The organism is Clostridium sp. UBA1056, assembly GCA_002316385.1.
Classification (GTDB): Bacteria; Bacillota; Clostridia; order Clostridiales; family Clostridiaceae; genus Clostridium_J.
Genome location: DCDL01000001.1, coordinates 1 through 23821, shown reverse-complemented (window position 1 = coordinate 23821; position 23821 = coordinate 1). Strand labels below are relative to the sequence as shown.

Genomic DNA, 23821 nt, shown 5'->3' with positions numbered 1-23821 from the left:
ATTTATTTTCAGATGCCTAAAATAAAAATGTAAATATAGAATAAAGGAGAATTACACATGGAGATTTTAAAAGTTGAAAACTTAAAGAAATATTATGGACAAGGGGATAATCAGGTTCGTGCTTTAGATGATGTTAGTTTCAGTGTTGATAAAGGACAATTTGTGGCTATAGTTGGAGCTTCTGGTTCTGGAAAATCTACATTACTACACCTAATTGGGGGCTTAGATACTCCTACAGAAGGAAAGGTATTTATAAATGATATAGATATATATAAACAGAATGAAACTGGACTTAGCATTTTTAGAAGGAGAAATATAGGATTTATATTTCAGTTCTTTAATTTGATGCCTATTCTTGATGTAGAAGAGAATATTTCCTTACCAGCTCTTCTTGATAGTGAAAAAGTAGATAAGAAATACTTAGATGAAATTATATCTATGATTGGACTAGAAGATAGAAGAAAACATATTCCAGCAGAGCTTTCAGGAGGACAACAGCAAAGAGTGTCTATAGCAAGAGCTCTTATTAATAAACCATCTATAGTTCTTGCAGATGAGCCAACAGGAAATTTAGATAGTAAAAATTCTAAAGAGGTAATAGAACTTTTAAAGGTTACAGCAAGAAAATACAATCAAACTCTAATACTTATAACCCATGATAGTAAGGTAGCTGAGCAAGCAGATAGAGTTATAACCATAAGTGATGGGAAAATAGAAAGTGATAAAATTATGGCATAGGGGGAATAAACATTGATTAGCAGTTATAAAACTTTAAGTTGGAGATACTTAAAGGATAATAAAAAAAGAACTATATTAACTATAATAGGAATAATATTATCAGTTGCACTTATAACATCTATATGCACTTTTATATTAACAGTACAAAATTCAATGTTAGAGAATACAAAGAAAACAATAGGAGCCTTTCATGTAGCTATAACTAATGTATCTGAGAATGAAATAAATAAAATTGAGACTAATCCTAAGGTAAATTCCATAGGAGTTATGGTTAGTGAAGATGCAGTACCTTTTATTAAAAATAAGAGTATTCAACTTAATTATTTAAATGAGGCAGCCTTCAAGCTGATGAATGTAAATTTGGAGGAAGGACAACTACCTAAAAACGATAATGAAATTGTTATTGAAAGATGGATTCTTAGATATTTTAATGAAGAAATCAAAGTTGGAGATGTAGTTAAAATACAAGATGAAACTGGAAATGAAAGAAATTATATTTTGTCTGGAATAGCTAAGGACGATTGGAAAAATCAAAGTGAAGGCATATCAAAGGCTTATTTGATAAAAAATAGTAGTATTATAAAAGAAGACTCTACAGTATTAGTTGAAATTAATGAAAAAGCGGATAAACAAGAAGTGATCAGCGAGATATCTAATCTAGTTAGTGGTAAAAGTAAAGTAGAACAAAATAAGGAGTTATTAAGGCTTACAGGGGAATCTAGTAATGGAGGACTAAATAGGTCTATATATAGTGTAACTTTTATTGTCATAGGAATTGTTGTTTTAGCTACAGTAGTGGTTATCTATAATGCATTCCATATTAGTATAGCAGAGAGAATGAAGCAATTTGGCTTGTTAAGAGCTATTGGAACTACTAAAAAACAAATTATGACCCTAGTAATTAGAGAAGCATCTATTATGATACTTATAGGTATTCCACTTGGAATATTTTTTGGAATAGTATCTGTATATTGTATTGTCTTTACATTTAGTAAAATATCAGGTTTTGGAGATTTTTCAAACCTTAAAGTGGTAATATCACCTTTAACACTATTGATAAGTGGAGGTATAGGAGCTGTAACTATATATTTCTCAGCTTATCTACCAGCTAGGAGTGCAGGGAAAATATCACCTTTAGTTGCAATAAGTAGCCAATCTTTAATTAAAAAAGAAAAGAAAAATAAAAGTGGTAAATTTTTAGGAAGATTACTTAAAGTCGATACTGCCATAGCTTTAAAAAATGTAAAAAGAAATAAAAGAAGATTTTATGTGACTGTATTATCTATGGCTATAAGCGTAACTTTATTTGTAGCCTTTACGAGTTTTGCTAAGTTTTCTAATAATTTTGCAGAAAAGGTCACAGAAGACAATGACATGGCATTTAGTATATTTCAAAACTACAATACTGATGAGCGACAGGATATAGATGGTAAAATCATTGAAGAAGTAAAGAGTATTCCAGGAATAGAGGAAACATATATAAATTATAAGTATATTCCAATGGAAGGGTTTGTTGATAATTCTGCTATACCGAAAGAAGTTAGACAGTGGGCATCAGAAAATGATAGTGAAGATTTATTTAATAGTAAAGTGGATGGAGAAAATAAGTCTAAAATTAGGGTTGTATTTCAAGCCTATGAGGATAATAAATTAGAAGCAGCTAAAAAATATATTAAAGAAGGTAGTATTGATAATCTTAAGGATGGAGAAGTTATTATAGTTAGAGAAACAATATTCTTTGGAGAGGAGAGAAGTCTTATTGCGCCTATGGCTAAACTTAAGGTTGGAGATGAAGTTTTGATTAGTAATGCTGAGTATTCAGATGGACAAAAGGAATTTAATAGTAAAGATCTTAAAAAAGTTAAGGTAGCAGCAATTGTAGATGTACAGCCATTTAATTCTGTTGAGTACCAAGGAATACTGAATGTTATAGGAAGCAAGGAGACTGTTAAAAATATAATAGAAGGCAATCCACAGCAGATGGAAAATTTTAAAATTGATGGTATAGGAATAAAGATTAGTGATGAAAGCTATGTAGATAAAATAGATGAGTCTCTAAAAAAGATAGAAAATACTAATGCAGGGCTTAATTATAATAATAAGATTGAGGCTGCTAAAAGCGATAAGGCATTCAAATTGCAAATAAGCATCTTACTTATGGGCTTTACAATAGTAATTGCGCTAATAAGTGCTGTAAATATAGTGAATACAGTAACTACAAATATTCTTCTCAGAAGTAAGGAAATAGCAGCTTTAAAAGCTATAGGAATGACAAGGAAACAAGTAAAAAAGATGATAACTTTTGAAGGAGTATTATTTGGATTATATGGCGGAATCATTGGCTCCATACTGGGTACTATATTATCATATGTATTGTATAATCCAATGTCCAACATTAGAGATTTCAAGTTTATATTACCTTGGGAGAGTATTATTATAGCTATAATAGCTGTAGTTATTATGGGATATGTTTCAGCACTAATACCTCTTAGAAGATTAAATAAAGAAAATATTATTGATGGTATAAGGGGAGAGTAGATATATTTAAATGAATAATAGCCCGTCTAGTATGGATAGATAAAGTAATAATTACTTTAAAATAGAAAATATATAAAGTTATAACAAAGATAATAGTAATAGAAGCTTTAAGATTATTTATTTTTGTATTATAATGATTATTGAACTTTAGCATTTATGTTTCCCTTATTATTGCTTCATTAGCATTGTATAATGATAAGTTACATAATATGCTAGAGTTTTTCTATTTGTAAATAATGTTAAATATAAATTAACTAACACAACAGGTTAATAGTATATAATTTTAGTGAGAATATTAAGATATAAATACAGGTTAAATATCTGAATTAAATTTTTTATAATAAATAGGCTAAATTCTTTATAGAGGAGTTATTAAGATGAATAGGATTTTATTAGTGGAAGATGATGAAGCATTGGCTTTAGGAGTAGAATACACATTGAAAGAGGAAGGATATCAGGTTTATAGAGTGGGCTCTATAGAAATGGGAAAAGAAAAGTTTAATAGTGAAGATTTTGATTTGATACTTTTAGATATAAACTTACCTGATGGAAGTGGATATGATCTTTGTAAATATGTAAAGGAAAAAAAGGATACTCCCATAATATTTTTAACTGCTTTAGATGAAGAGGTTAATGTGATTTTAGGATTAGATATGGGTGGAGATGACTATATAACAAAGCCTTTTAGAGTGAAGGAGTTAATGTCAAGAATTCGTGTTGTCCTAAGAAGAGCTGGTAGAGGAGATAATAATTTAAATATTTTAAGATGCGGAGATATAGTTGTTAATACATCTAATGTGGAGGTAGCTAAAAATAATGAGAAGCTATCACTAACAGCAAAGGAGTATAAGCTCCTTTTAACATTTTTACAGAATCCAGGTGTGTTACTTAGTAAAGAAAATATATTGAATGAATTATTTGGAGATGAGGGAGCCTATGTGGAAGAAAATACTCTTTCAGTTTATATTAAAAGGCTTAGAGAAAAAATAGAGGATAATCCTAGTAAGCCTGAATACATTACTACGAAAAGAGGTTTAGGTTATATATGGTCAAGAGAAGTTGTTAATGGAAAGTAGGAGAAGTGAATGAGAAATTTTATAAATCCTGAGTTGAAAAAGAGTTCCATGGTATTAATGGTTGCAATTATAATATTTATAGCTATAGTGAACATAGGTATTACATTTAGTTTTAATAGTATAAAGAATCAATACATAGATGGCAGAGCTGCTATGGTAGCAACTGTTATGGAAAAATATCCCGGTATGGAGGTAGATTTAATAGAGGCAGCTTTTAAAGTGCCTGCGAAGGAGGAAATAGAAACCGGAGAAAGAATTCTAAAAAAATATGGTTACAATGATAATTTAAATATAATATATTTAAATGGAATAAATGAAGCCTTCAAAAGTAGTAGATTTATATTAATACTTATAGGCATTACTTTTGGAGCTTTATTAATGTTTTTAAATTATCTTCAATATAGTGGTATATATAGTCGTGTAAGAAACTTAACAAAGGCATCAAAGGAAATACTAGAAGAAAATTATGATGTAAATATTTATGAAGAAAAGGAAGGAGATTTTGCAAAACTTTCCTATGGATTTAAAAATATGAGGCAAGTTTTACAAAGTCAAATGATAGATTTAAAGAAGGAGAAGGAGTTTCTAGTAAACATATTATCAGATATATCTCATCAATTGAAAACTCCACTATCTGCCCTTATAGTTTATAATGATATTTTAAGCAAGAAGGGAATTAGTGAAGATAATAGGAAGAAATTCTTAGATAGCAGTAAAGTACAATTAAATCGTATGGACTGGCTTATAAAAAGTATGCTGAAATTAGCTAAGGTAGATGCAAAAGCCATTAACTTTAATATAAAGCAGAATAGTTTAATTAATACTATTTATGAAGTTATGGATAACTTGGCGGTGATGGCAGCTGAAAGCAAAGTAAATATATCATTTAAAAATAGTATCTACGAAGAAGATTTCACTAGTAATAAAAGTCTAGCAGATAAAACCAATAAGAAAGTTAATAAGAAATTTATGTTTAATTATGATGAGCAATGGTTAGGAGAAGCTTTAATTAATATAGTGAAGAATGGCATAGAACATAGTGAAGGTGGAGAAATTTATATACATCTTGAAGAGAATCCAATAAATACAAAGATAATAATACGAGATAGTGGAGAAGGAATTAATGAAAAAGATCTTCCTAATATTTTCAAGAGATTTTATAAGGGCGGAAAATCTGATTCTGTGGGCATAGGGTTATCTCTTAGTAAATCAATCATTGAAGCTCAAGGTGGATATGTTGAAGTTAGAAGCAATGTGGGAGTGGGTACTGAATTTAAAGTTGTACTTATGAGGAATATTTAATAAAGTGTGAGATATAGCTATTGCTAGTAAATATATACAAGCAATAGCTTTTATTAGTAAGCTAAAATTTATAAGTTTATCTATAGGTTTATATTTATTAGGTTTGTAATTTTATGTTGGAGAATGATATAATGTTTTAAGGGAACATATTTTCATACTTATTAGTTTACCTTAGCGCAAGGCATAAATAAAATTAAGATTTTAATTTAGTTTTTAAATAATAAGTCTATGAATAAGACATTAGATATAAATTGAAACTTTAGATTAAGATTAAGAGTTGGAGATGAGTTTATGGAGATTCTACTGGTAATTATAGTTATATTATTAATTGTAAATATATATTTTACTTTAACTTGGAATAATTCTAGAGATAGAATCAAGAAGGGTAGTCCAGGTGATATTGAAAATTCTATTTTGCAAATACATCAAAGAATAGGAGATATAGATAAAAGTGTTGATAAATTAGAAAAAGCCTTTAGGGATGAGATTTCTAGAAATAGAGAAGAAACTAGAAGTGGAGAGAAGGAAGCTAGAATTGAGTTAAACGTTCAAATACAGAGGTTAAGTGAATCTATTTTAGCTAGAATGAGTGAAATAGCAAATCTTCAGAAAAATCAATTAGATATTTATTCGAATACTATAGAAAAGTCACTTAAATCTTTTGAGAATCAATTCTCTAAAAGTGTAAGTGAGTTTAATAATCTCCAAAAAGATAAATTTGGTGAATTATCCCAAAAACAAGGTGAACTACTTAAATCCACTGAGGATAAATTAGAAAAAATGAGAGAAACTGTGGATGAAAAGTTACAAAGTACTCTGGAAAAGAGGTTGGGAGAATCTTTTAAACTAGTAAGTGAAAGATTAGAGGTTGTACATAAAGGTCTAGGTGAGATGCAAAACTTAGCTATGGGTGTAGGAGACTTAAAAAAGGTACTTTCTAATGTTAAAACTAGAGGAACATTAGGAGAGATTCAATTGGGAAGAATTCTAGATCAAATTCTTACTAAAGATCAATATGATATAAATGTGGCAACTAAAAATGGCTCTAGAGATAATGTGGAATTTGCAATAAAGCTTCCTGGAAAGGATAGAGTTTCTGAGGTAGTGTATTTGCCTGTAGATTCAAAGTTTCCTTTAGATGTGTATCATAGCTTAGTAGATGCCTATGAGATAGGAGATCAAAGTTCAATTGAAGAAGCATATAAAAAGCTAGAAGCAGCTATAAAAAAATCAGCTAAGGATATTAGAGATAAATATATAGATCCACCTAATACTACTGATTTTGCAATTATGTTTTTGCCTATAGAAGGACTTTATGCAGAGGTAGTTAAAAGAACTAATTTAGTTGAAATTCTTCAAAGAGAGTATAAGATAAATGTAACAGGTCCAACAACTTTAGCGGCACTTTTAAATAGTCTACAGATGGGATTTAGAACTCTTGCTATTGAAAAGAGATCAAGTGAAGTTTGGAATGTACTTGGAGCAGTTAAAACAGAGTTTGGAAAATTTGAAGAAGTACTTAAAGCTACACAGAAGAAGCTGAATCAAGCCAGTACAGACTTAGATAAACTTGTAGGGACAAGAACTAAACAGATTAATAAAAAGCTTATGAGTGTAGAACGTTTGACTGAGGATGCATCAGATAAGTATATAGACGTATTTCCTATAGAAGAATAGCATAGTAGTATGTTTTGTATTACTTTTGTTTAATAGATATGAAAGATATTGCATAGATGATATTATAGTCAAATACTTCATTAAATTTCTAGGAATAAAAAAATATAAAGGATTAAGCCAGATTTTTTAAAAGGAGGTTTTGAAGTATGGATATAATAGATGATATTAAAGAGAGACTTTCAATTTTTAAAAATATATATGATATTATAAGAATAGTGGATCCTATAAAAAATAAAGTTATATCAACCAGTGGGAATATTATTGAAACTAAAGGGAACTGTTATGAATTATGGAATAGAAATGAGATATGTGAAAATTGTATCTCTAAAAAGGCATATGAAAGTAATGAAACTTTAGTAAAGATAGAGTATAACAACAATAAAATTTTTTTAATTACAGCATCTCCTATTACAATTATGGAGGAAACTTATGTAGTTGAGATTTTAAAGGACATATCACAAGGGGGTTCTATTATAAATGGAGATAAGGAATATGTGGAATCTATTGAGAAATTTCTTAATGATATAAGAGAAACCACCTTAAGAGATGATTTGACAGGGGTATATAACCGAAGATATATAAGAGAGCGTTTAGAGGTTGATGTTGAAAAATGTGTAAGAGAACATAAACCTATGTCTGTTATAATGGCAGATATAGATTATTTTAAAGAAATTAATGATACCTATGGTCATATAGTTGGAGATAATGTATTAAAGGAGTTTACTAAAATTGCATCTTCATATATTAGAAATAATAGCAATGACTGGATTGGACGTTATGGTGGAGAAGAATTCTTAATAGTTTTAAGTAATACAGATGAAGAGAAGGCTGAGATTATTGCTGAAAGGATTAGAAGAGAGCTGGAGAAAACAACCTTTGAATATAAGGAAAATAAATTTAATATAACCTGTAGCTTTGGAGTATATGGTTTTGAAGATTTAGAGGTAAATACTGAGGAGATAATATATAGGGCTGATAGAAATCTTTATGAAGCTAAGGAGAAGGGGAGAAATATTACTGTAGTTAATAAAAATAGACTAAAAAATTAGTAAAGATATAATAGATTAATTATAACTAATATTTTATAGCATATAGTTTAAAAGATACGAATTTATTAAATTGTGAGTCAATGAATTCGTATCTTTTTTATTTAAATTGACGCTAAATAATTAAAATACTATTTATTAATTACATTGTTAAGTAAAACACTGCAGGCAATTAAAAGTCCACCATAAACACCTAAATAAATTTTTCTATATTATCTGTAAAAATGCCATCGCAGCCAATTCTATCGAGGCGGGTAGCTAAAAAGGATTTATTTACTGTGTAAGTAAATACCTTTAGATTATTATTATGAGCAACACTTATTAAAACCTCATCCACTAAATAAAAGTTAGGGTTTATAGAATAAGCACCTAGATTTTTAGCATAATCAATTATATTGTCTATTTTTTTATGAAATAGAACTCCTAATTTTATGTTTTCATCTATAGATTTACATATTTCAAGAGATTTATGATTAAAGCTAGAAAGCAATATATTATCTTCCATATCATATTTTTTTATTAAATCTATCACATCTTTTTCTATATTTTCATAGTGAATAACATCAGTTTTAAGTTCTATATTTATAAATGCTTTACTAGGTTTAAGTAGCTCTAGAACTTGGCATAAGGTTGGAATTCTGCATAGTTTGCTATTTTCATACTCAGTATCCCTAGACTTCAAAGAATTTAACTCAACAAGGGTTAAGTCTTTTATAAGGCCTTGACCTTGAAAGGTTCTTTTGATATCTTCATCATGGATAACTACTAGCTTATTATCCTTTGTTTTATGAACATCTAATTCTATAGCTTTTGCACCTGCCATAATAGCTTTATCAAAGGCAAGTAAAGTATTTTCAGGATATTTTTCACTAGCACCTCTATGAGCAAAATAAATCATAATTAATACACCTCCGTACATACATATATTACTACAGTTGAAGAAAGGTGTTAATACCTGACAAAAGAATAATATATTAATCTATATAAATAGCAAATTAAAATAAAGCATGAATTTTAGTTGAAGAAGTAAAAGAGTAAGATTATTATATTTATATATAAGGCATCTTCAAAAAATAAATAAGTCAGAATGATCGTCTATTTTGTGTTATACTGCGTCANNTTCCTTGTCTAACTCAAAATATACTTCACATCTTTGACTTATTATTTATTTTCAGATGCCTAAAATATTACATTTAAGTTATTTAGTAAACCATAACTATAGGATTAAGGATAAAAAGCTTAAAGTATTCATGTTCAGGAGGAGATTATGAAATCTATTACTAAAGGAATATGTAGATGGTTATATATTTTTATATTAATATTTTTAATATGTATGGTTAATATAGATCCATTTAGAAGATTCGTCATAGGTAGAATTGAAACTAGCTTTTGGAATATAGAAAGGGCACTAGGAATAAATTTAGAAAATAGTGAAGAAAAGGAATACAGCAAAGTAGATAAAAATAATAATATCTATGATGCCATAGGTTTAGTCAAAGGAGCTAGAAAGGAAGTAAAAAATAAAACTAAATATAAGAGTAATTACTATGATGGAGGCTATCCTCCTAAAAAAGAAGGTGTATGTACTGATGTAATATGGAGAGCTTTTGAAAATATTGATATAAATCTTAAAGAGTTAATTGATAAGGATATAAAAGATAATACAGAGCTTTATTCAAGAGTTAATGGGAAGCAAGATCCTAATATTGACTTTAGAAGAGTCCCTAATCAATTGGTGTTTTTTCAGCGTTATGCAGAATCAATCACCACAGAAATTAATTGGGAGGATGAAGAAATTTTAAATCAGTGGCAACCAGGAGACATAGTAATTAGCTTAGAACCTTATGAACATGTAGCTATAATTTCAGATAAAAGTGATAGTAAAGGAATTCCATATATAATTCACAATACTCCGCCTAGAGCTCCAGAATGTCCATTTATTTTTAATGAAGGAGAAATAGTAGGACATTTTAGGTGGAAATATTAAAGAAAAGGCTTTCGCAAAATATATTACTAATCTTATATAAATATTAAAGTGCTTATTCAATATTTATTTAGATTAGCTTATTTCGCGAAAGCCCATAGAATCTAAGCTGCAACTTTAGTTTATATGTGGGCTTTGAAATCCTTCTCTCTTGATGGAGTGCTTTTTAGCAGTTCTATTATGATTTTTTCCTGTCTCACTAGTAATTGGTGTCTGATAATTACATTTCTCCATTCTAGCTTGTTTGTTATCAGGTTGACTATCCTTTGTCATAAAAATTCCTCCTAAAAATAAATTAATTTGGATACAATTTTAGTGTGGTTTATTTTGTAGATTTTATTATAGGAAATTAAAGGAGTATAAAATAATGAAGGTTAATAAGAATAAATTTAGAATAAAAAATAAATTAATTATGTTTATAAAAATCTTTACAATTGCTTGTACAGTATCTATTTTCTTCTGCGGATGTAGCCTTATAAATAAGGACGTGAAAGACAATAATGAAATAGAAACAGGAGATAAATCTAAGGAAGATTCAGGAGAGGATAATAATAGAGAAAAGCAAAAAGTAGTAGATTTAATACAAAATCAGATAGACAATATGACCTTAGAGGAAAAGGTAGGGCAGATGTTTATTGTTGGATTTAATGGTTATGAAGTTGATGATAATATAGCTAATTTAATAAAAAATAAAAAAGCTGGAGGAGTAATATTATTTAGTAAAAATATTGATACTGTAGACCAAACTAAGAAATTAATAGAAAGTTTAAATGCATTAAATGGGGAAAATAAACCTAAGCTTTTCATGTCCGTGGATGAAGAAGGTGGAATTGTAAGTAGAATTCCTAAAGAAATGGGGCAGTTCGAGTCTGCATGGGACGTAGGAGCAACTGGAGATTTAAATTATGCATTTGAACATGGAAAAGTAATAGGTGAAACTATTAAATCTTTAGGATTTAACATGGACTTTGCACCTGTACTAGATGTAAATTCTAATCCTAATAATCCAGTCATAGGAATTAGAGCATTTTCAAATGATCCTGAAATTGTTAAGACCATGGGTACAGAAGTGTATAAAGGCTTAAGAAAATCTGGTGTTTTAGCAGTAGGAAAACATTTTCCAGGGCATGGAGATACGGATGTGGATTCTCATTTTGCAGTACCGTTTATAAACAAATCCCTTAATGAGTTAAAAAATTTAGAATTAATTCCATTTAAATATGCAATAGATAATGGCATGGATATGATAATGGTAAGTCATCTATATTTACCTCAACTAGATAGTGAATATGTGGCAAGTCTATCTAATAATATTGTTACAAAGCTTTTAAGAGAAGAGTTAGGATTTAATGGAGTAGTAGTAACGGATGATATGATTATGGAAGGGGTTAAAGGGCAGTATCCAACTGCTGAATCAGCAGTTAAAGCCATAGAAGCAGGAGATGATTTAATAATAGTGTCTACAGGTATAGATGATCAAAATAGTGCTATAGATGGAGTTATAGAAGCTGTTAGAAATGGTATTATTTCTGAAAAAAGAATTAATGAAAGTGTTTATAGAATTTTAAGAGTTAAAAATAATATGTAAAAGAACTAAAAAACACAGTAGATAAATTGGTATTTAGCCTAACCTGTCTACTGTGTTTTTGTATAATTAAGAGTTAAACTTTCTATTGAGAAATCCACTTAGAATAAGGAATTTTATAATTATCTTTTGAATTTTCGAGGGTATAATCATAGAAAGATTGTAGAAATTCAGCTCTAGCAGTATTGTTTGTAAGAACTATTCCTCCAGCTTCTAATTGTTCTTCTAAAATTTCATCTAAAGTTTTACCACTATCATTATTCATCATTTGAAATAAGGCCATAAACATAGTGGTCCTTCCTTTTCCATGAGCACAATGAAAGTGAAGATGAGTAGTTTTAGGGAGGTTTTTAACAAACTCCACAAATTCATCGACTACCTCTGGTGAAGGTATATGGCCATCTCTTGTAGCAAATAGAATGTAATTTAGTCCATGTTTTTTTACCAAATCAGATTCAATTTCTGAAGTTTTTATGGTGATGGTATCTCGAAGTTTTCCACGTTTATTATAGAGATTAACTTCCGTGCCAGGAGTAATGGCTCCGAACTTATTTTCTTCATCAGCAAGGGTTTCAGCAGAAGTAAAATCTTTATTTAATACTTTAGATGGACTATAATATTTAACTGCAATATCATTTAGAAAGCCATGAGATTCTTGCCTCAAATCAACTATATAAATATCGTCTTTGTTTATGGATTTTTTTATGTTCTCTACTTGAGATGGAATAAATTGAGCACTCCCAGATATATTTAGAGATGGAATAATCCTAAATTGACTTGGCAATGGTTGTTGCTTTTTTGTATCAATGACAAGAAAACTATCTTGAGAAGAAGTGTCATCGATAGCAAAAATATTTATGGGACTGGATACTGTAAATATAATTAGTAACAGTAATAACAATAAATATTTAGTATGTCTGATTATATGTTTTTTCATAAAAATTACTCCTTTCAAAAATAAAATTATTATAATATAACATAGATTAGTATTATTATTCTGCAAAGATTTTATTCTATTTAAAATTGAGTCGCAAAAAATAGAAATTGTAAACATTGAATTCCTTTTATAATTGTGATATAAGTAATTATGGGCAGTATAGAAATAACTGCACCTATATTTAATTTATATCTATAGTCATCCACTTTTAGAGGACTATAAAAGAAAAGTTTTACGGACAGCTCATATCTTTTGGAATGAGACTTAGATAACAAATTGCTTCACATGATTTTTAGTTTTTATGTACAGAAAGATTGAATTTACTGTTTTAATATGAACTAAGAAAATAAATAAAGTGAGGAGTGATTGTTATAAAATTTGGATTTGTTGGAGCCGGAAAGGTCGGGTTTTCATTAGGAAAATACTTTAAAGAGAATGGTATCTTACTTACTGGATATTATAGTAAGAATCATAACTCAGCTAAAGAAGCCGCAGAATTTACTGGCACAAAAGCTTTCTTAAACTTGCAACAGCTAGTGCAAGAAAGTAATGTAATTTTTATTACTACCCCTGATGGAGAAATTGAAGGGGTTTGGAATGAGCTTAAAGAGTTGTCTATAAATAATAAATTGATATGCCACTGTAGTGGTTTGTTATCTTCGGAAATCTTTTCAGATATAAGTAAGTTTGGTGCTTACCCATATTCTATACATCCTATGTTTGCCATATCAGACAAATATAATTCCTTTAAAAATTTTAGAAAAGCCTTTATAACCATTGAAGGTCATGAAAAATATATCAATAAATTCACTGAGCTTTTTAAGTCGCTAGGAAATTCGGTGAAAATAATTGATAAAGAAAATAAGAGTTTATATCACTTAGCATCAGTTATCAGTAGTAACTTGGTTTTAGGTCTTATTAATAATGGTGTGGATTATCTAAAACACTGTGGCTTTAGTGAAGAGTTAGCCATTGATGCATTATATCCTCTTATAAGCAATAATATCGAAAATATAAAAGTCTCAGGTACTGTAAAGAGTCTCACAGGTCCATTGGAAAGAGGAGACTTATCTACCATGCAGACTCATATGCTTTCTTTAAATGAGGAAGATAAACTTTTATATAGGGCTTTAAACAATAATTTGTTAAAGGTGGCAAAGAAAAAAAATCCAAACAAAGATTATAGAGAAATAGAAGAATTTCTAGGGGAGGAAATGTAAAATGAAGAATACGATTATAACATTTAAGGAAGCAAAAGCAAAAGGTGAAAAAATTACTATGCTTACTGCCTATGACTATTCAATGGCTAAGATTATGGATAATTCAGGTATCAATGGAGTTTTAGTTGGGGATTCTGTAGGAATGGTATGTCTTGGTTATGAAGATACAATTTCAGTTACCATGGAGGATATGATTCATCATACAAAGGCTGTAGCACGAGGAGCACAAAATGCTTTAGTAGTTGCAGATATGCCATTTATGTCTTATCAAACCTCTGTGTATGATGCTGTTTTTAATGCAGGTCGCCTTATGAAAGAGGGACGTGCTCAAGCTGTAAAGCTAGAAGGAGGAGTTGATATGTGCGATAGGATTGAAGCTATAACTAAAGCCTCTATTCCTGTAATGGCACATATAGGATTAACTCCTCAATCAGTAAATTCCTTAGGTGGATTCAAGGTTCAAGGAAAGAGTGAAGAAGCAGCTAAAGAACTTATCGAAGCAGCGAAAGCAGTAGAAAAAGCAGGAGCTTTTGCAGTAGTTTTAGAGTGTGTACCTGCTAAGTTAGCTGAGATAATTAGTAAAGAGATATCAATTCCAACTATAGGGATTGGAGCAGGGGTTAACTGTGATGGTCAAATCCTTGTATATCAAGATATGCTAGGGATGTTCAGCGATTTTACACCTAAGTTTGTAAAGAAATATGCAGATTTAGGATCTATAATGACTGAAGCCTTTAAAGGATATATTGAAGAGGTTAGTACAGGAGTTTTTCCAGCACCTGAGCATGTATTTAAAATAAGTGAAGAAGTTATATCTAAGCTTTATTAAAAGTAGATCAAATATAAATAGACTATAAAATTAAACTAAAAAGAAGGTAAGATTATGGAAATATTAAATAATGTATCAAAAGTAAGAGAAATAGTTAAGGGATGGAAGGCTGAAGGTTTAAAAGTAGGGCTAGTACCAACTATGGGCTACTTACATGAAGGACATGAGAGCTTAATTAAAAGGGCTGTATCAGAAAATGATATGGTAGTAGTTAGTGTGTTTGTAAATCCAACTCAATTTGGGCCAAATGAAGATTTAGATAAATATCCTAGAGATTTAGAAAGAGATTCAAAGCTTTGTGAAAATGCTGGCGCAAGTTTAATATTCCACCCAGAGATTGAAGACATGTATTATAAGGATGCCTCAACTTTTATAGAGGTAGAAGGTCTAACTACTGGACTTTGTGGAAGTAGTAGACCAACCCACTTTAGAGGCGTTTGTACTGTAGTTTCTAAATTATTTAATATTGTGCCAGCGAATAGAGCTTATTTTGGCGAAAAGGATGCTCAGCAATTAGCAGTTATTAAAAGAATGGTAAGGGATCTAAACTTTGATATAGAAATAGTAGGATGTCCAATTGTTAGAGAAAAAGATGGACTTGCTAAAAGTTCAAGAAATACTTATTTATCTGTAGAAGAAAGAAAAGCTGCGTTAGTACTTAATAAATCCCTATCTATGGCTAAAAAGATTATGGATGCTGGAGAGAGAAATGCTGATAATATTAAAAAGCTAATTAAAGAGAATATAGAGAATGAAGAATTATCTAAAATTGATTATATAGAAGTGGTAAGTAGCAATGCTTTGGAAAGTGTCCATGAAATAGAAGAAGATGTGCTAGTAGCATTAGCAGTATACTTTGGAAAAACAAGATTAATTGATAATTTTACTTATCACATATAACTAGGGGGAAAAGATAATGACAATAACAATGTTAAAGGGAAAGATACACAGAGCTACTGTAATTCAAGCAGAGTTAGATTATGTAGGAAGTATCACAGTTGATGAAGACTTACTTGATGCAGCTGGAATTCTTGAATATGAAAAGGTTCAAATTGTAGATATAAATAATGGAAGTAGATTTGAAACCTATACTATAGCAGGAGAAAGAGGCAGCGGCCTTATATGTCTTAATGGAGCAGCAGCTAGATGTGTTCAAGTTGGAGACAAGGTTATAATTATGAGTTATTGCGAAATGAATACGGAAGACGCTAAAAGTCATAAGCCAACAGTAGTTTTCGTAGATGATAGTAATAAAGTAAAAGAAGTTGCACACTATGAAAAGCATGGTCAGCTTAAATAAGTACAGGTTATATAACTTAATATATGTAAGAAATAAATAAGACTTTATAAAAAGAATGTGTAAGTATTATAAATTTATATTTATGGGGCTTACACATTCTTTTTTATTTAAGAACTATAGTAAAATTTAAGCTACAATTATAACTGACAATGAAGTCTTTATAGGAAAATCCATTGAATGTACTATTATATAAAGAATAAATTTTAAAAAGTTTCCTATACAAAAAGTTAACTTTTTGTATAGGAAACTTTTTAACTATTTAAATATTTATATTTAAGCAGATGCTAATCATGGAAATTCAAAAGAGGGTATTTTGAATATATTAGCTTCAGTGTATATTTTATAAAGATTCATTTCAAAATATATTGTAATTAGAATACTATTAATAAATAGTATAATTATAATAGATATAAAATAATATAATTATAAGGGATATAAAAGGAGGTTATTTTATGAATATTTATGAACCACATAAGTCTTCTATAGGCAATGTAGATGCTAATCTTATGGCATTGATTGCTTACGGAGCAGCTATAGTTGTAATCTTTATTCCAGGAATAAAAATTATATCATGGCTTGCACCTATTGTTATCTATATTTTAGAAAAAGATAGTCACTTTGTAAAATTTCATTCTATGCAGGCTTTTCTAATTAATGTTATAGGAATTGCATTTAACATTATTATATTAATGATTATAGGTGGGAGCATAGGAATGTTATTTTTTAGACCTTTTTACTATGGAGCGCTAGGAACTATAGTATTAGCAGGAATTATAACAGCTATAGTTGCTATAGTTATAACTATATTTGAGATTATTGCAATGATAAAATGCTATCAATATAAAGAGTATGAAATTCCGCTTATAGGAACATTAACTAGAAAAATAGTAAATAAAAATCATTAGAATATGTAAAGATGAAGAGCAGGTTATATTATAATTAATTCCTATAAAATTTTAGGTTAATTAGTTATATATAACCTGTTTTTATGATTAAAATATGTGTTAAATGAGTTTTAATGTTTAGTAAAAGTATAGTTAAAATGTTGAGTTATTATAAATTTAATAAGATACTAAACTTTAAAGAGAAAAATTTATGTATATATTTATTAAAGCTTAAATCAAATTTGTAAGGGCTCTCTAGATGTTGAGAAGACTTTAGAAGCTGTAGGATCAAAGGATATAAGGAATAACTTTCCAGAACAGCTTTCAGATGGGGAACAGCAGAGAATAGCTATAGAAGGAAACTGATTTTAATGCTTTTGTATTAGATGTAGAGAGTAAAATAAAAGCTGGATAAAATAGTATTCAAGTAGGAGAAGATGAATATAATAAAAATATAATGAGTTTCTAAATACTAAAAAATCTGCAGAAACTCAGTTTAAAGCTGCGGAAGAAGAGATTAGAAAGGGTGAAGATGGACTTAAAGCTTCACAAAATTATTTAGAGATTTTACAAGAAAAACTTAAAGATGAAATTATATCAGAAGTTGAAAAACAACAATTACAGTTAGAAGTAGAGAAAAAGATTAATGATACAAAAGATCCTAAGTTGTATGTGCTGTAGATAAACAATTTGGAGAAATTTATAATTTTGATATGACCTTAGATTTAGAAAATAGCGTAAAGGAAGAAGAATATAAAAATATTTTAATTAACTTATCTAAGGATGATAGAATAAATGAATATATGCCAGTTAGAAACTTTAATGTGATAGCTTCTAAAGATAATATAGAAAAAGAAGCAAAGGTATTTGTGCCAAATAATCCAGAAAACATTGGAGACTTTATACAGCTTAGACAGCGTAGAGGTGGTCAAGGTACAAAATCTACTAACTTTAGTTATTTATGGGCTGCCTTATTTACTGGAATAGTTAACATGGGAATGTACTATAAACTTAAAAATATTCATATGGTAGAATCTTTGAAATCCTTAGATTAATAATAACTCATAAAGTATTTTTAAGAATTGTATAAAGGTTATAAAATAAGGTTAGATGATAAATAAAAGAATGCTTTTAAAATTTATGGATTTATAGTAAAATAAAGGTATTAATATTTAGTGAATAGGAGGATAATTATTATGAAAGTTATAGATGAAAATAATTTTGAAATCGAAGCTGGAAGTGGGTTAGTGCTAGTAGACTTTTTTGCTACTTGGTGTGGACCATGTCAAAGATTATCTCCAGTTTTAGAAGATGTTCAATGGGATTTTCGTGGTAAAGTTAAATTTCTAAAATCAGATATTGAGAAAAGTAGATCCCTTGCTAGAAAATTCTCTGTTATGAGTGTACCTACTATGGTAGTTCTAAAGGATGGAACTCCTGTAGATAGAATGGTAGGTTATATGTCTTCAGAAGATATTACAGCTAAACTTAAAGCTCATCTTTAAAAATAACAAGTAAAAGGTCTTCACAAAACAAACTAACCTTAAACAAGTGGTATTGACTAGCAATAATATTAAATTGTAAGCTCAACATTTTATAAGGATTAGTGAATTATTTTGAGGAGGCCTCTTTTTATTTTAATGTGTATCACAATGTCAAAAGTATAGCACATATATTGAGCTTGAATAAAGAGATTTTAATGAGATTTAATAGATAACTTGGATAACTTGGTAAATTAAATATTTTTTACATAACATAATTATGAAAATGATAGTAAATAAAAGAAAACTGGAGGAAAACATATATTTTAATGGGAAATTAAGAAAAAATATGATGCATTATATTTGACACGTATTTTAATGTGATATACTATATTGATATAAAGAGTATAACAATGAATGACGGGGGTTCAATTATGATAAACGTTGGAATAAATGGATTCGGAAGAATCGGAAGAACTTTTTTAAGGATAGCATGTGAGAATCCAGAGAAGGATTTTAATATTGTAGCTATAAATGCTAGAGCTGATGTAAAGACACTTGCACATTTATTTGTCTATGATTCATGCTTTGGTACCTTCAAAGGAGAAGTTAAGACAACGGATGATTCAATAATTATTAATAATAAAGAAATAAAAGTAACAAGATGTAATTCTCCGAGAGAAATTCCTTGGAAGGATTTAGAAGTTGATTTAGTTATAGAGTCTACAGGAAAGTTTAAGACAAAAGAAGAGCTTATGGACCATGTAAAAGCAGGAGCTAAGAAAGTTATAATAACAGCACCGGGCAAAGATGAAGATATTACAGTAGTAATGGGTGTAAACGATTCTGAATTAGATTTATCAAAGCACACAATTATATCAAATGCATCATGTACTACTAATTGTCTAGCACCTGTAGCTAAAGTAATAGATGATAAATTTGGAATTAAAAAAGGATTTATAACTACAGTTCACTCTTATACAAATGACCAACAAATCCTTGATAAGACTCATAAGGATCTAAGAAGAGCAAGAGCAGCAGGGGAATCTATAGTACCAACTACAACTGGAGCTGCTAAAGCTGTTGCAAAGGTATTACCTCAATTAAAGGGTAGACTAGATGGATTTGCATTAAGAGTTCCAACAGCTGCTGTATCTATCACAGATTTAGTATGTGAAGTTGAAAGAGAAACAACTGTAGAAGAAATAAATAGAGTAATTAAAGAGGCTTCTGAAAATGAGCTTAAAGGAATATTAGGATTATGTGAATTACCATTAGTATCTGTAGACTTTAAAGGAGATAGCAGATCTTCTATAGTAGATGGATTATCAACTATGGTGAATGGAAACATGATTAAGGTAGCATCTTGGTATGATAACGAGTGGGGATATTCAGCAAGAGTTGTTGACTTAGCTAACTACGTTGCACAGATGTTATTGGAAGAAGAAGTTACTAAAATAGCTTAATATATTTTGAGAGTTTTAAGTAACGTTATAAATTAATTTAGCCAACTATTATAAAATACCAATATATTTAATTTGGAGTCAGGAGATTATTTTGTAAAAGAAATAGTCTCTTGATTCTTTTTATAGTATAATTAAACCTTGAGTTGAATTATAAATTTAAACTATATTTAAGTAGGTGATAAAATGTCAGAAAATAGATTTTTACCAATTTGTAAAGAGGATATGATAGAGAGACAATGGGAGCAATTAGATTTTATTATAGTAACAGGAGATGCATACATAGATCACCATAGTTTTGGTACAGCTATAATTTCTAGAGTTCTTGAAGATGCTGGGTATAGGGTGGGAATAATTCCACAACCAGATTGGCATAGTACTGAGGATTTTATGAAGCTAGGAAGACCACGATTAGGATTTCTAGTTAATGGTGGTAATATGGATTCTATGGTAAATCATTATACTGTAGCTAAAAGACTTAGGGAAAAGGACCTTTATTCTCCAGGTGGAAAGATGGGGTTAAGACCTGATAGGGCTACTATTGTATATTGTAACAAGGTTAGAGAAGCATATAAGGATATTCCAGTTATAATTGGCGGAGTTGAAGCTAGCCTTAGAAGATTTGCTCACTACGATTATTGGAATGATAAGGTAAGGAAATCTATGTTAATAGATAGTGGTGCAGATTTACTTATCTATGGAATGAGTGAAAAGCAAATAGTAGAGGTAGCAAACTGTTTAAATGATGGATTAGAGGTACAATATATAAGACATGTACCTGGAACATGCTATATGATAGATGATTTAGATTATGTAAGTGATTATATAGAGATACCATCTTACAAGGCTGTGTCTTCAGATAAGATGGAATATGCTAAAGCCTTTAAAATTCAATATGAGGAACAAGATCCAGTGAGAGGAAAGACATTAGTACAAAAGCATGATAATAGATATGTGGTACAAAATACACCAGAGATGCCTCTTACCAGAGAAGAGCTAGACCATGTTTATGGGTTACCTTACACAAAGAATTATCATCCTTGTTATGAGGAGGCTGGAGGAATAGCAGCTATCGAGGAGGTTAAATTTAGTGTAGTAAGTTCCAGAGGCTGTTTTGGAAACTGTTCTTTCTGTGCTATAACTTTCCATCAAGGAAGAATAGTTCAGAGTAGAAGTGAAGAGTCTATTTTACAGGAAGCTGTGGAGATAACTAATTTACCAGATTTCAAAGGGTATATCCACGATGTAGGAGGTCCTACTGCAAACTTTAGGCGACCGGCATGTAAAACACAACTTAAGCACGGAGCATGCAAACATAAGCAATGTTTATATCCAAAACCATGTAAAAATATAGATGCAGATCATACTGAGTATTTGGAACTTTTAAGGAAGATAAGGGCTGTGCCTAAGGTGAAAAAAGCCTTTGTACGTTCAGGATTACGTTATGATTATATAATGGCAGATAAAAAGGATATCTTTTTTAAAGAGTTAATAGAACACCATGTAAGTGGGCAATTAAAGGTAGCTCCAGAACATGTATCTGGAGAAGTATTAAAGTACATGGGAAAACCATCTGGAAAGACATATGATAGGTTTGTAGAAAAATTCTATAAACTTACTGAACGAGTTGGCAAGAAACAGTATATTATACCTTACTTAATGTCTAGTCATCCAGGAAGTACATTAGCATCAGCTATAGAGCTGGCAGAATACTTAAGAGATATTAATTATCAGCCAGAGCAGGTTCAGGACTTTTACCCAACGCCAGGAACTTTATCTACAGCTATGTTTTATACTGGAGTAGATCCTTTAACAATGGAAGAAGTATATGTGCCTAAGACTAAAAGAGAAAAAGCTATGCAAAGAGCTTTACTTCAGTATAGAAACCCTAAAAAATATGATATAGTATATGAAGCTTTAGTAGAAGCTGGAAGAGAAGATTTAATAGGAAATGGACCAAAGTGTCTAATAAGACCTAAAACACATGGGAAAAATCTTAACCATACTGGGAACTATAGTAAACGTAATAAGGGAGACAGAGAACATAGTAATGCTAAAGTATCTTCATCTATAAAAAATCAGGGAAGAGATTATTCAGAAAGTAAAAAGGTTAAAAATACGTCTAAGAGCAGAGCTATAGAAGCTAAGGAAGATAATTTTAAAGGTGCAGGTAGTAATGGAAGCAAAAATTCTGATACTAGAGGTAAGCTAAATGATAAGGCTCGAAGCAAATTTGATAGCAAGAAGGGCAAAACTTCAAGTAAGAGGAAATCTATGAAGAAAACTCGCCAGTAGTATTGTGAAAATGTGTAAAAACCAGAGATAAGTATATTAATTTTTGTAATAAGTACAAAATAAAAGTAGTAATGATAATATTATTATTACTACTTTTATTTTATAATGTATTACTAATATAAGTGTTTGTTTTTCTTAACTATATATGCCAGTTATCTTTGTATTTATAAAAATAAATATATAATATAGTTATTCTATAAGATTCACTAACTTTATATTTAGAAGGAAAATGATTAGTGATAAAATAGTGGTAATAATTAAATTAAAAGATATAAAGATAGGGGATGGGAATATGAACGAAACTATAGACTTAATTAATAAGAGGGTATCTTTAAGAAAATACGCAGGTAAAGAGGTAAGTGATGAAATTTTAGATGTAATTTTAAACAGTGCAATGAGAGCTCCTACAGCAGGAAATGTAATGATGTATTCTATGATAGTTGTAAGAGATGAAGAGAAAAAGAAAAAACTGGCTAAGACCTGCGATAATCAACCATTTATAGCAAATGCTCCAGTGGTAATTATATTTGTAGCAGATACTTATAGGCTTAACAGATATTTTAAAGTTAGTGGGGTTGAAGAGTATTGTGCAAAGAAAAATAAAGAAGTTAAAACTCCAGATTTAGCTCAGCTTTTCTTAGCAGCAGGAGATGCTTTCATAGCAGCACAAAATGCAGTAGTAGCAGCAGAATCTTTAGGACTTGGTACTTGTTATATTGGAGATATAGTAGAAAATTACGAAACTCATAGAGAGATGTTTAATTTACCTAATTGGGCAATGCCAGTAGCAATGCTTTGTTTAGGATACTATCCAGAGGATTATCATAGCAGCGCAAAATCAAGATTTGATAAAAAATATATAGTTTTTGATGAAGAATATAAAGAACTGTCAAAAGAAGACTATGAAGACATGTATAAGGAATTAGAGGGCAATACACCAAAAACTAATATTTATAATGCTGAAAACTTTGGACAATATCTCTATGGTAGAAAATTTGGTTGTGATTTTGCGAATGAAATGGATAGAAGCTTAAGAATAGCCATAGAAAAGTGGTTTTTGAAAACTGAAAAATAAGATATGAAATAAAAAGCCTACCTCATATTAATTAAATTTTAAATTAATGTTTTACTAATACCTTTAGCGCAATATTAATTGTAGCTAGTCTGAAACATTAATTTTTAAAATTATTTTGAGATAGGCTTTTTAATCAAGATAGATATGTTAATTAAAATAGTTGACAAAATAGTACGACGGTAGTACTATTTACTTAAAGATAAAGTACGGATGTCGTACTAATATAATATTATTTTTAGTAAACAATATTATAAGTTGTAATCTAAGGATTTAAAACTTACTTTAAGGAAGTTAATATATAAGGCATCTTCAAAAAATAGATAAGCCAGAATGCTCGTCTATTTTGTGTTATGTGATGACTACCCGCTCTAATACTCCCATCTTTTTCAAA

At 29.6% G+C, this 23821-nt stretch carries 21 protein-coding genes; 18 read left to right on the top strand and 3 right to left on the bottom strand.

Features of this window, described 5'->3' with window-relative positions; translation table 11 throughout:
- Nucleotides 1-57 precede the first annotated feature (57 nt).
- The 6 genes from B3W71_RS00105 (at nt 58) to B3W71_RS00080 (ending at nt 8380) form a co-directional block, all read left to right on the top strand.
- The gene (locus B3W71_RS00105; protein WP_346886904.1) at nt 58-738 is read left to right on the top strand and encodes an ABC transporter ATP-binding protein; all 681 of its coding nucleotides are present in this window, start codon (nt 58-60) and stop codon (nt 736-738) included.
- A gap of 12 nt (nt 739-750) precedes the next feature.
- Nucleotides 751-3276: an ABC transporter permease gene (locus B3W71_RS00100; protein ID WP_346886903.1), complete on the top strand. Its 2526-nt coding sequence runs from the start codon at nt 751-753 to the stop codon at nt 3274-3276.
- Between the two features lie 377 nt (nt 3277-3653).
- Nucleotides 3654-4352, top strand: coding sequence for a response regulator transcription factor (locus B3W71_RS00095; protein WP_346886902.1), 699 nt, complete (start codon nt 3654-3656; stop codon nt 4350-4352).
- 9 nt (nt 4353-4361) lie between these two features.
- Nucleotides 4362-5654 carry a HAMP domain-containing sensor histidine kinase gene (locus tag B3W71_RS00090; protein ID WP_346886901.1) on the top strand — a complete coding sequence of 431 codons (1293 nt, stop codon included), beginning with the start codon at nt 4362-4364 and terminating at the stop codon, nt 5652-5654.
- Nucleotides 5655-5945: 291 nt separating this feature from the next.
- Entirely contained in the window at nt 5946-7331 is a 1386-nt protein-coding gene (locus B3W71_RS00085) for a DNA recombination protein RmuC (protein WP_346886900.1), read from the top strand.
- Between the two features lie 146 nt (nt 7332-7477).
- Nucleotides 7478-8380, top strand: coding sequence for a GGDEF domain-containing protein (locus B3W71_RS00080; protein ID WP_346886899.1), 903 nt, complete (start codon nt 7478-7480; stop codon nt 8378-8380).
- 190 nt (nt 8381-8570) lie between these two features.
- Here B3W71_RS00080 and B3W71_RS00075 read toward each other — a convergent pair whose 3' ends face one another.
- Entirely contained in the window at nt 8571-9275 is a 705-nt protein-coding gene (locus tag B3W71_RS00075) for a glycerophosphodiester phosphodiesterase family protein (RefSeq protein WP_346886898.1), read from the bottom strand.
- Nucleotides 9276-9644: 369 nt separating this feature from the next.
- Between B3W71_RS00075 and B3W71_RS00070 the strand changes: the two genes are divergently transcribed.
- Entirely contained in the window at nt 9645-10364 is a 720-nt protein-coding gene (locus B3W71_RS00070) for a DUF1287 domain-containing protein (RefSeq protein ID WP_346886897.1), read from the top strand.
- Between the two features lie 114 nt (nt 10365-10478).
- On the opposite strand, the gene B3W71_RS00065 is transcribed toward B3W71_RS00070, so the two are convergent.
- Nucleotides 10479-10634, bottom strand: coding sequence for a hypothetical protein (locus B3W71_RS00065; RefSeq protein ID WP_167402876.1), 156 nt, complete (start codon nt 10632-10634; stop codon nt 10479-10481).
- Between the two features lie 94 nt (nt 10635-10728).
- Here B3W71_RS00065 and nagZ point away from each other — a divergent pair, with 94 nt between their 5' ends.
- Nucleotides 10729-11949, top strand: a complete 1221-nt coding sequence (gene nagZ / locus B3W71_RS00060) for a beta-N-acetylhexosaminidase (RefSeq protein WP_346886896.1) — start codon at nt 10729-10731, stop codon at nt 11947-11949.
- An 82-nt stretch (nt 11950-12031) separates the two neighbouring features.
- Here the strand turns inward: nagZ and B3W71_RS00055 are convergent, their stop codons facing one another.
- A complete protein-coding gene (locus tag B3W71_RS00055; RefSeq protein WP_346886895.1) occupies nt 12032-12883 on the bottom strand; it encodes a phosphatase in 852 nt (283 codons plus the stop codon).
- Between the two features lie 371 nt (nt 12884-13254).
- Here B3W71_RS00055 and B3W71_RS00050 point away from each other — a divergent pair, with 371 nt between their 5' ends.
- The 10 genes from B3W71_RS00050 to B3W71_RS00005 all read left to right on the top strand — a co-directional run bounded on the left by B3W71_RS00050 (nt 13255) and on the right by B3W71_RS00005 (nt 23430).
- Nucleotides 13255-14103, top strand: a complete 849-nt coding sequence (locus B3W71_RS00050) for a Rossmann-like and DUF2520 domain-containing protein (protein ID WP_346887002.1) — start codon at nt 13255-13257, stop codon at nt 14101-14103.
- A gap of 1 nt (nt 14104) precedes the next feature.
- Nucleotides 14105-14932 carry a 3-methyl-2-oxobutanoate hydroxymethyltransferase gene (gene panB, locus B3W71_RS00045; protein WP_346886894.1) on the top strand — a complete coding sequence of 276 codons (828 nt, stop codon included), beginning with the start codon at nt 14105-14107 and terminating at the stop codon, nt 14930-14932.
- Between the two features lie 54 nt (nt 14933-14986).
- Nucleotides 14987-15832 carry a pantoate--beta-alanine ligase gene (gene panC, locus B3W71_RS00040; protein WP_346886893.1) on the top strand — a complete coding sequence of 282 codons (846 nt, stop codon included), beginning with the start codon at nt 14987-14989 and terminating at the stop codon, nt 15830-15832.
- Nucleotides 15833-15848: 16 nt separating this feature from the next.
- A complete protein-coding gene (gene panD, locus B3W71_RS00035) occupies nt 15849-16232 on the top strand; it encodes an aspartate 1-decarboxylase (protein ID WP_346886892.1) in 384 nt (127 codons plus the stop codon).
- Nucleotides 16233-16684: 452 nt separating this feature from the next.
- Nucleotides 16685-17137, top strand: coding sequence for a DUF4870 domain-containing protein (locus B3W71_RS00030; RefSeq protein ID WP_346886891.1), 453 nt, complete (start codon nt 16685-16687; stop codon nt 17135-17137).
- A gap of 692 nt (nt 17138-17829) precedes the next feature.
- Nucleotides 17830-18171 carry a hypothetical protein gene (locus tag B3W71_RS00025; protein WP_346886890.1) on the top strand — a complete coding sequence of 114 codons (342 nt, stop codon included), beginning with the start codon at nt 17830-17832 and terminating at the stop codon, nt 18169-18171.
- Nucleotides 18172-18312: 141 nt separating this feature from the next.
- Entirely contained in the window at nt 18313-18621 is a 309-nt protein-coding gene (gene trxA / locus B3W71_RS00020; protein ID WP_346886889.1) for a thioredoxin, read from the top strand.
- Between the two features lie 410 nt (nt 18622-19031).
- Nucleotides 19032-20063, top strand: coding sequence for a type I glyceraldehyde-3-phosphate dehydrogenase (gene gap / locus B3W71_RS00015; RefSeq protein ID WP_414631962.1), 1032 nt, complete (start codon nt 19032-19034; stop codon nt 20061-20063).
- Nucleotides 20064-20246: 183 nt separating this feature from the next.
- Nucleotides 20247-22355, top strand: a complete 2109-nt coding sequence (locus B3W71_RS00010; protein WP_346886888.1) for a YgiQ family radical SAM protein — start codon at nt 20247-20249, stop codon at nt 22353-22355.
- 292 nt (nt 22356-22647) lie between these two features.
- A complete protein-coding gene (locus B3W71_RS00005) occupies nt 22648-23430 on the top strand; it encodes a nitroreductase family protein (protein ID WP_346886887.1) in 783 nt (260 codons plus the stop codon).
- The last annotated feature ends 391 nt before the right edge of the window (nt 23431-23821 follow it).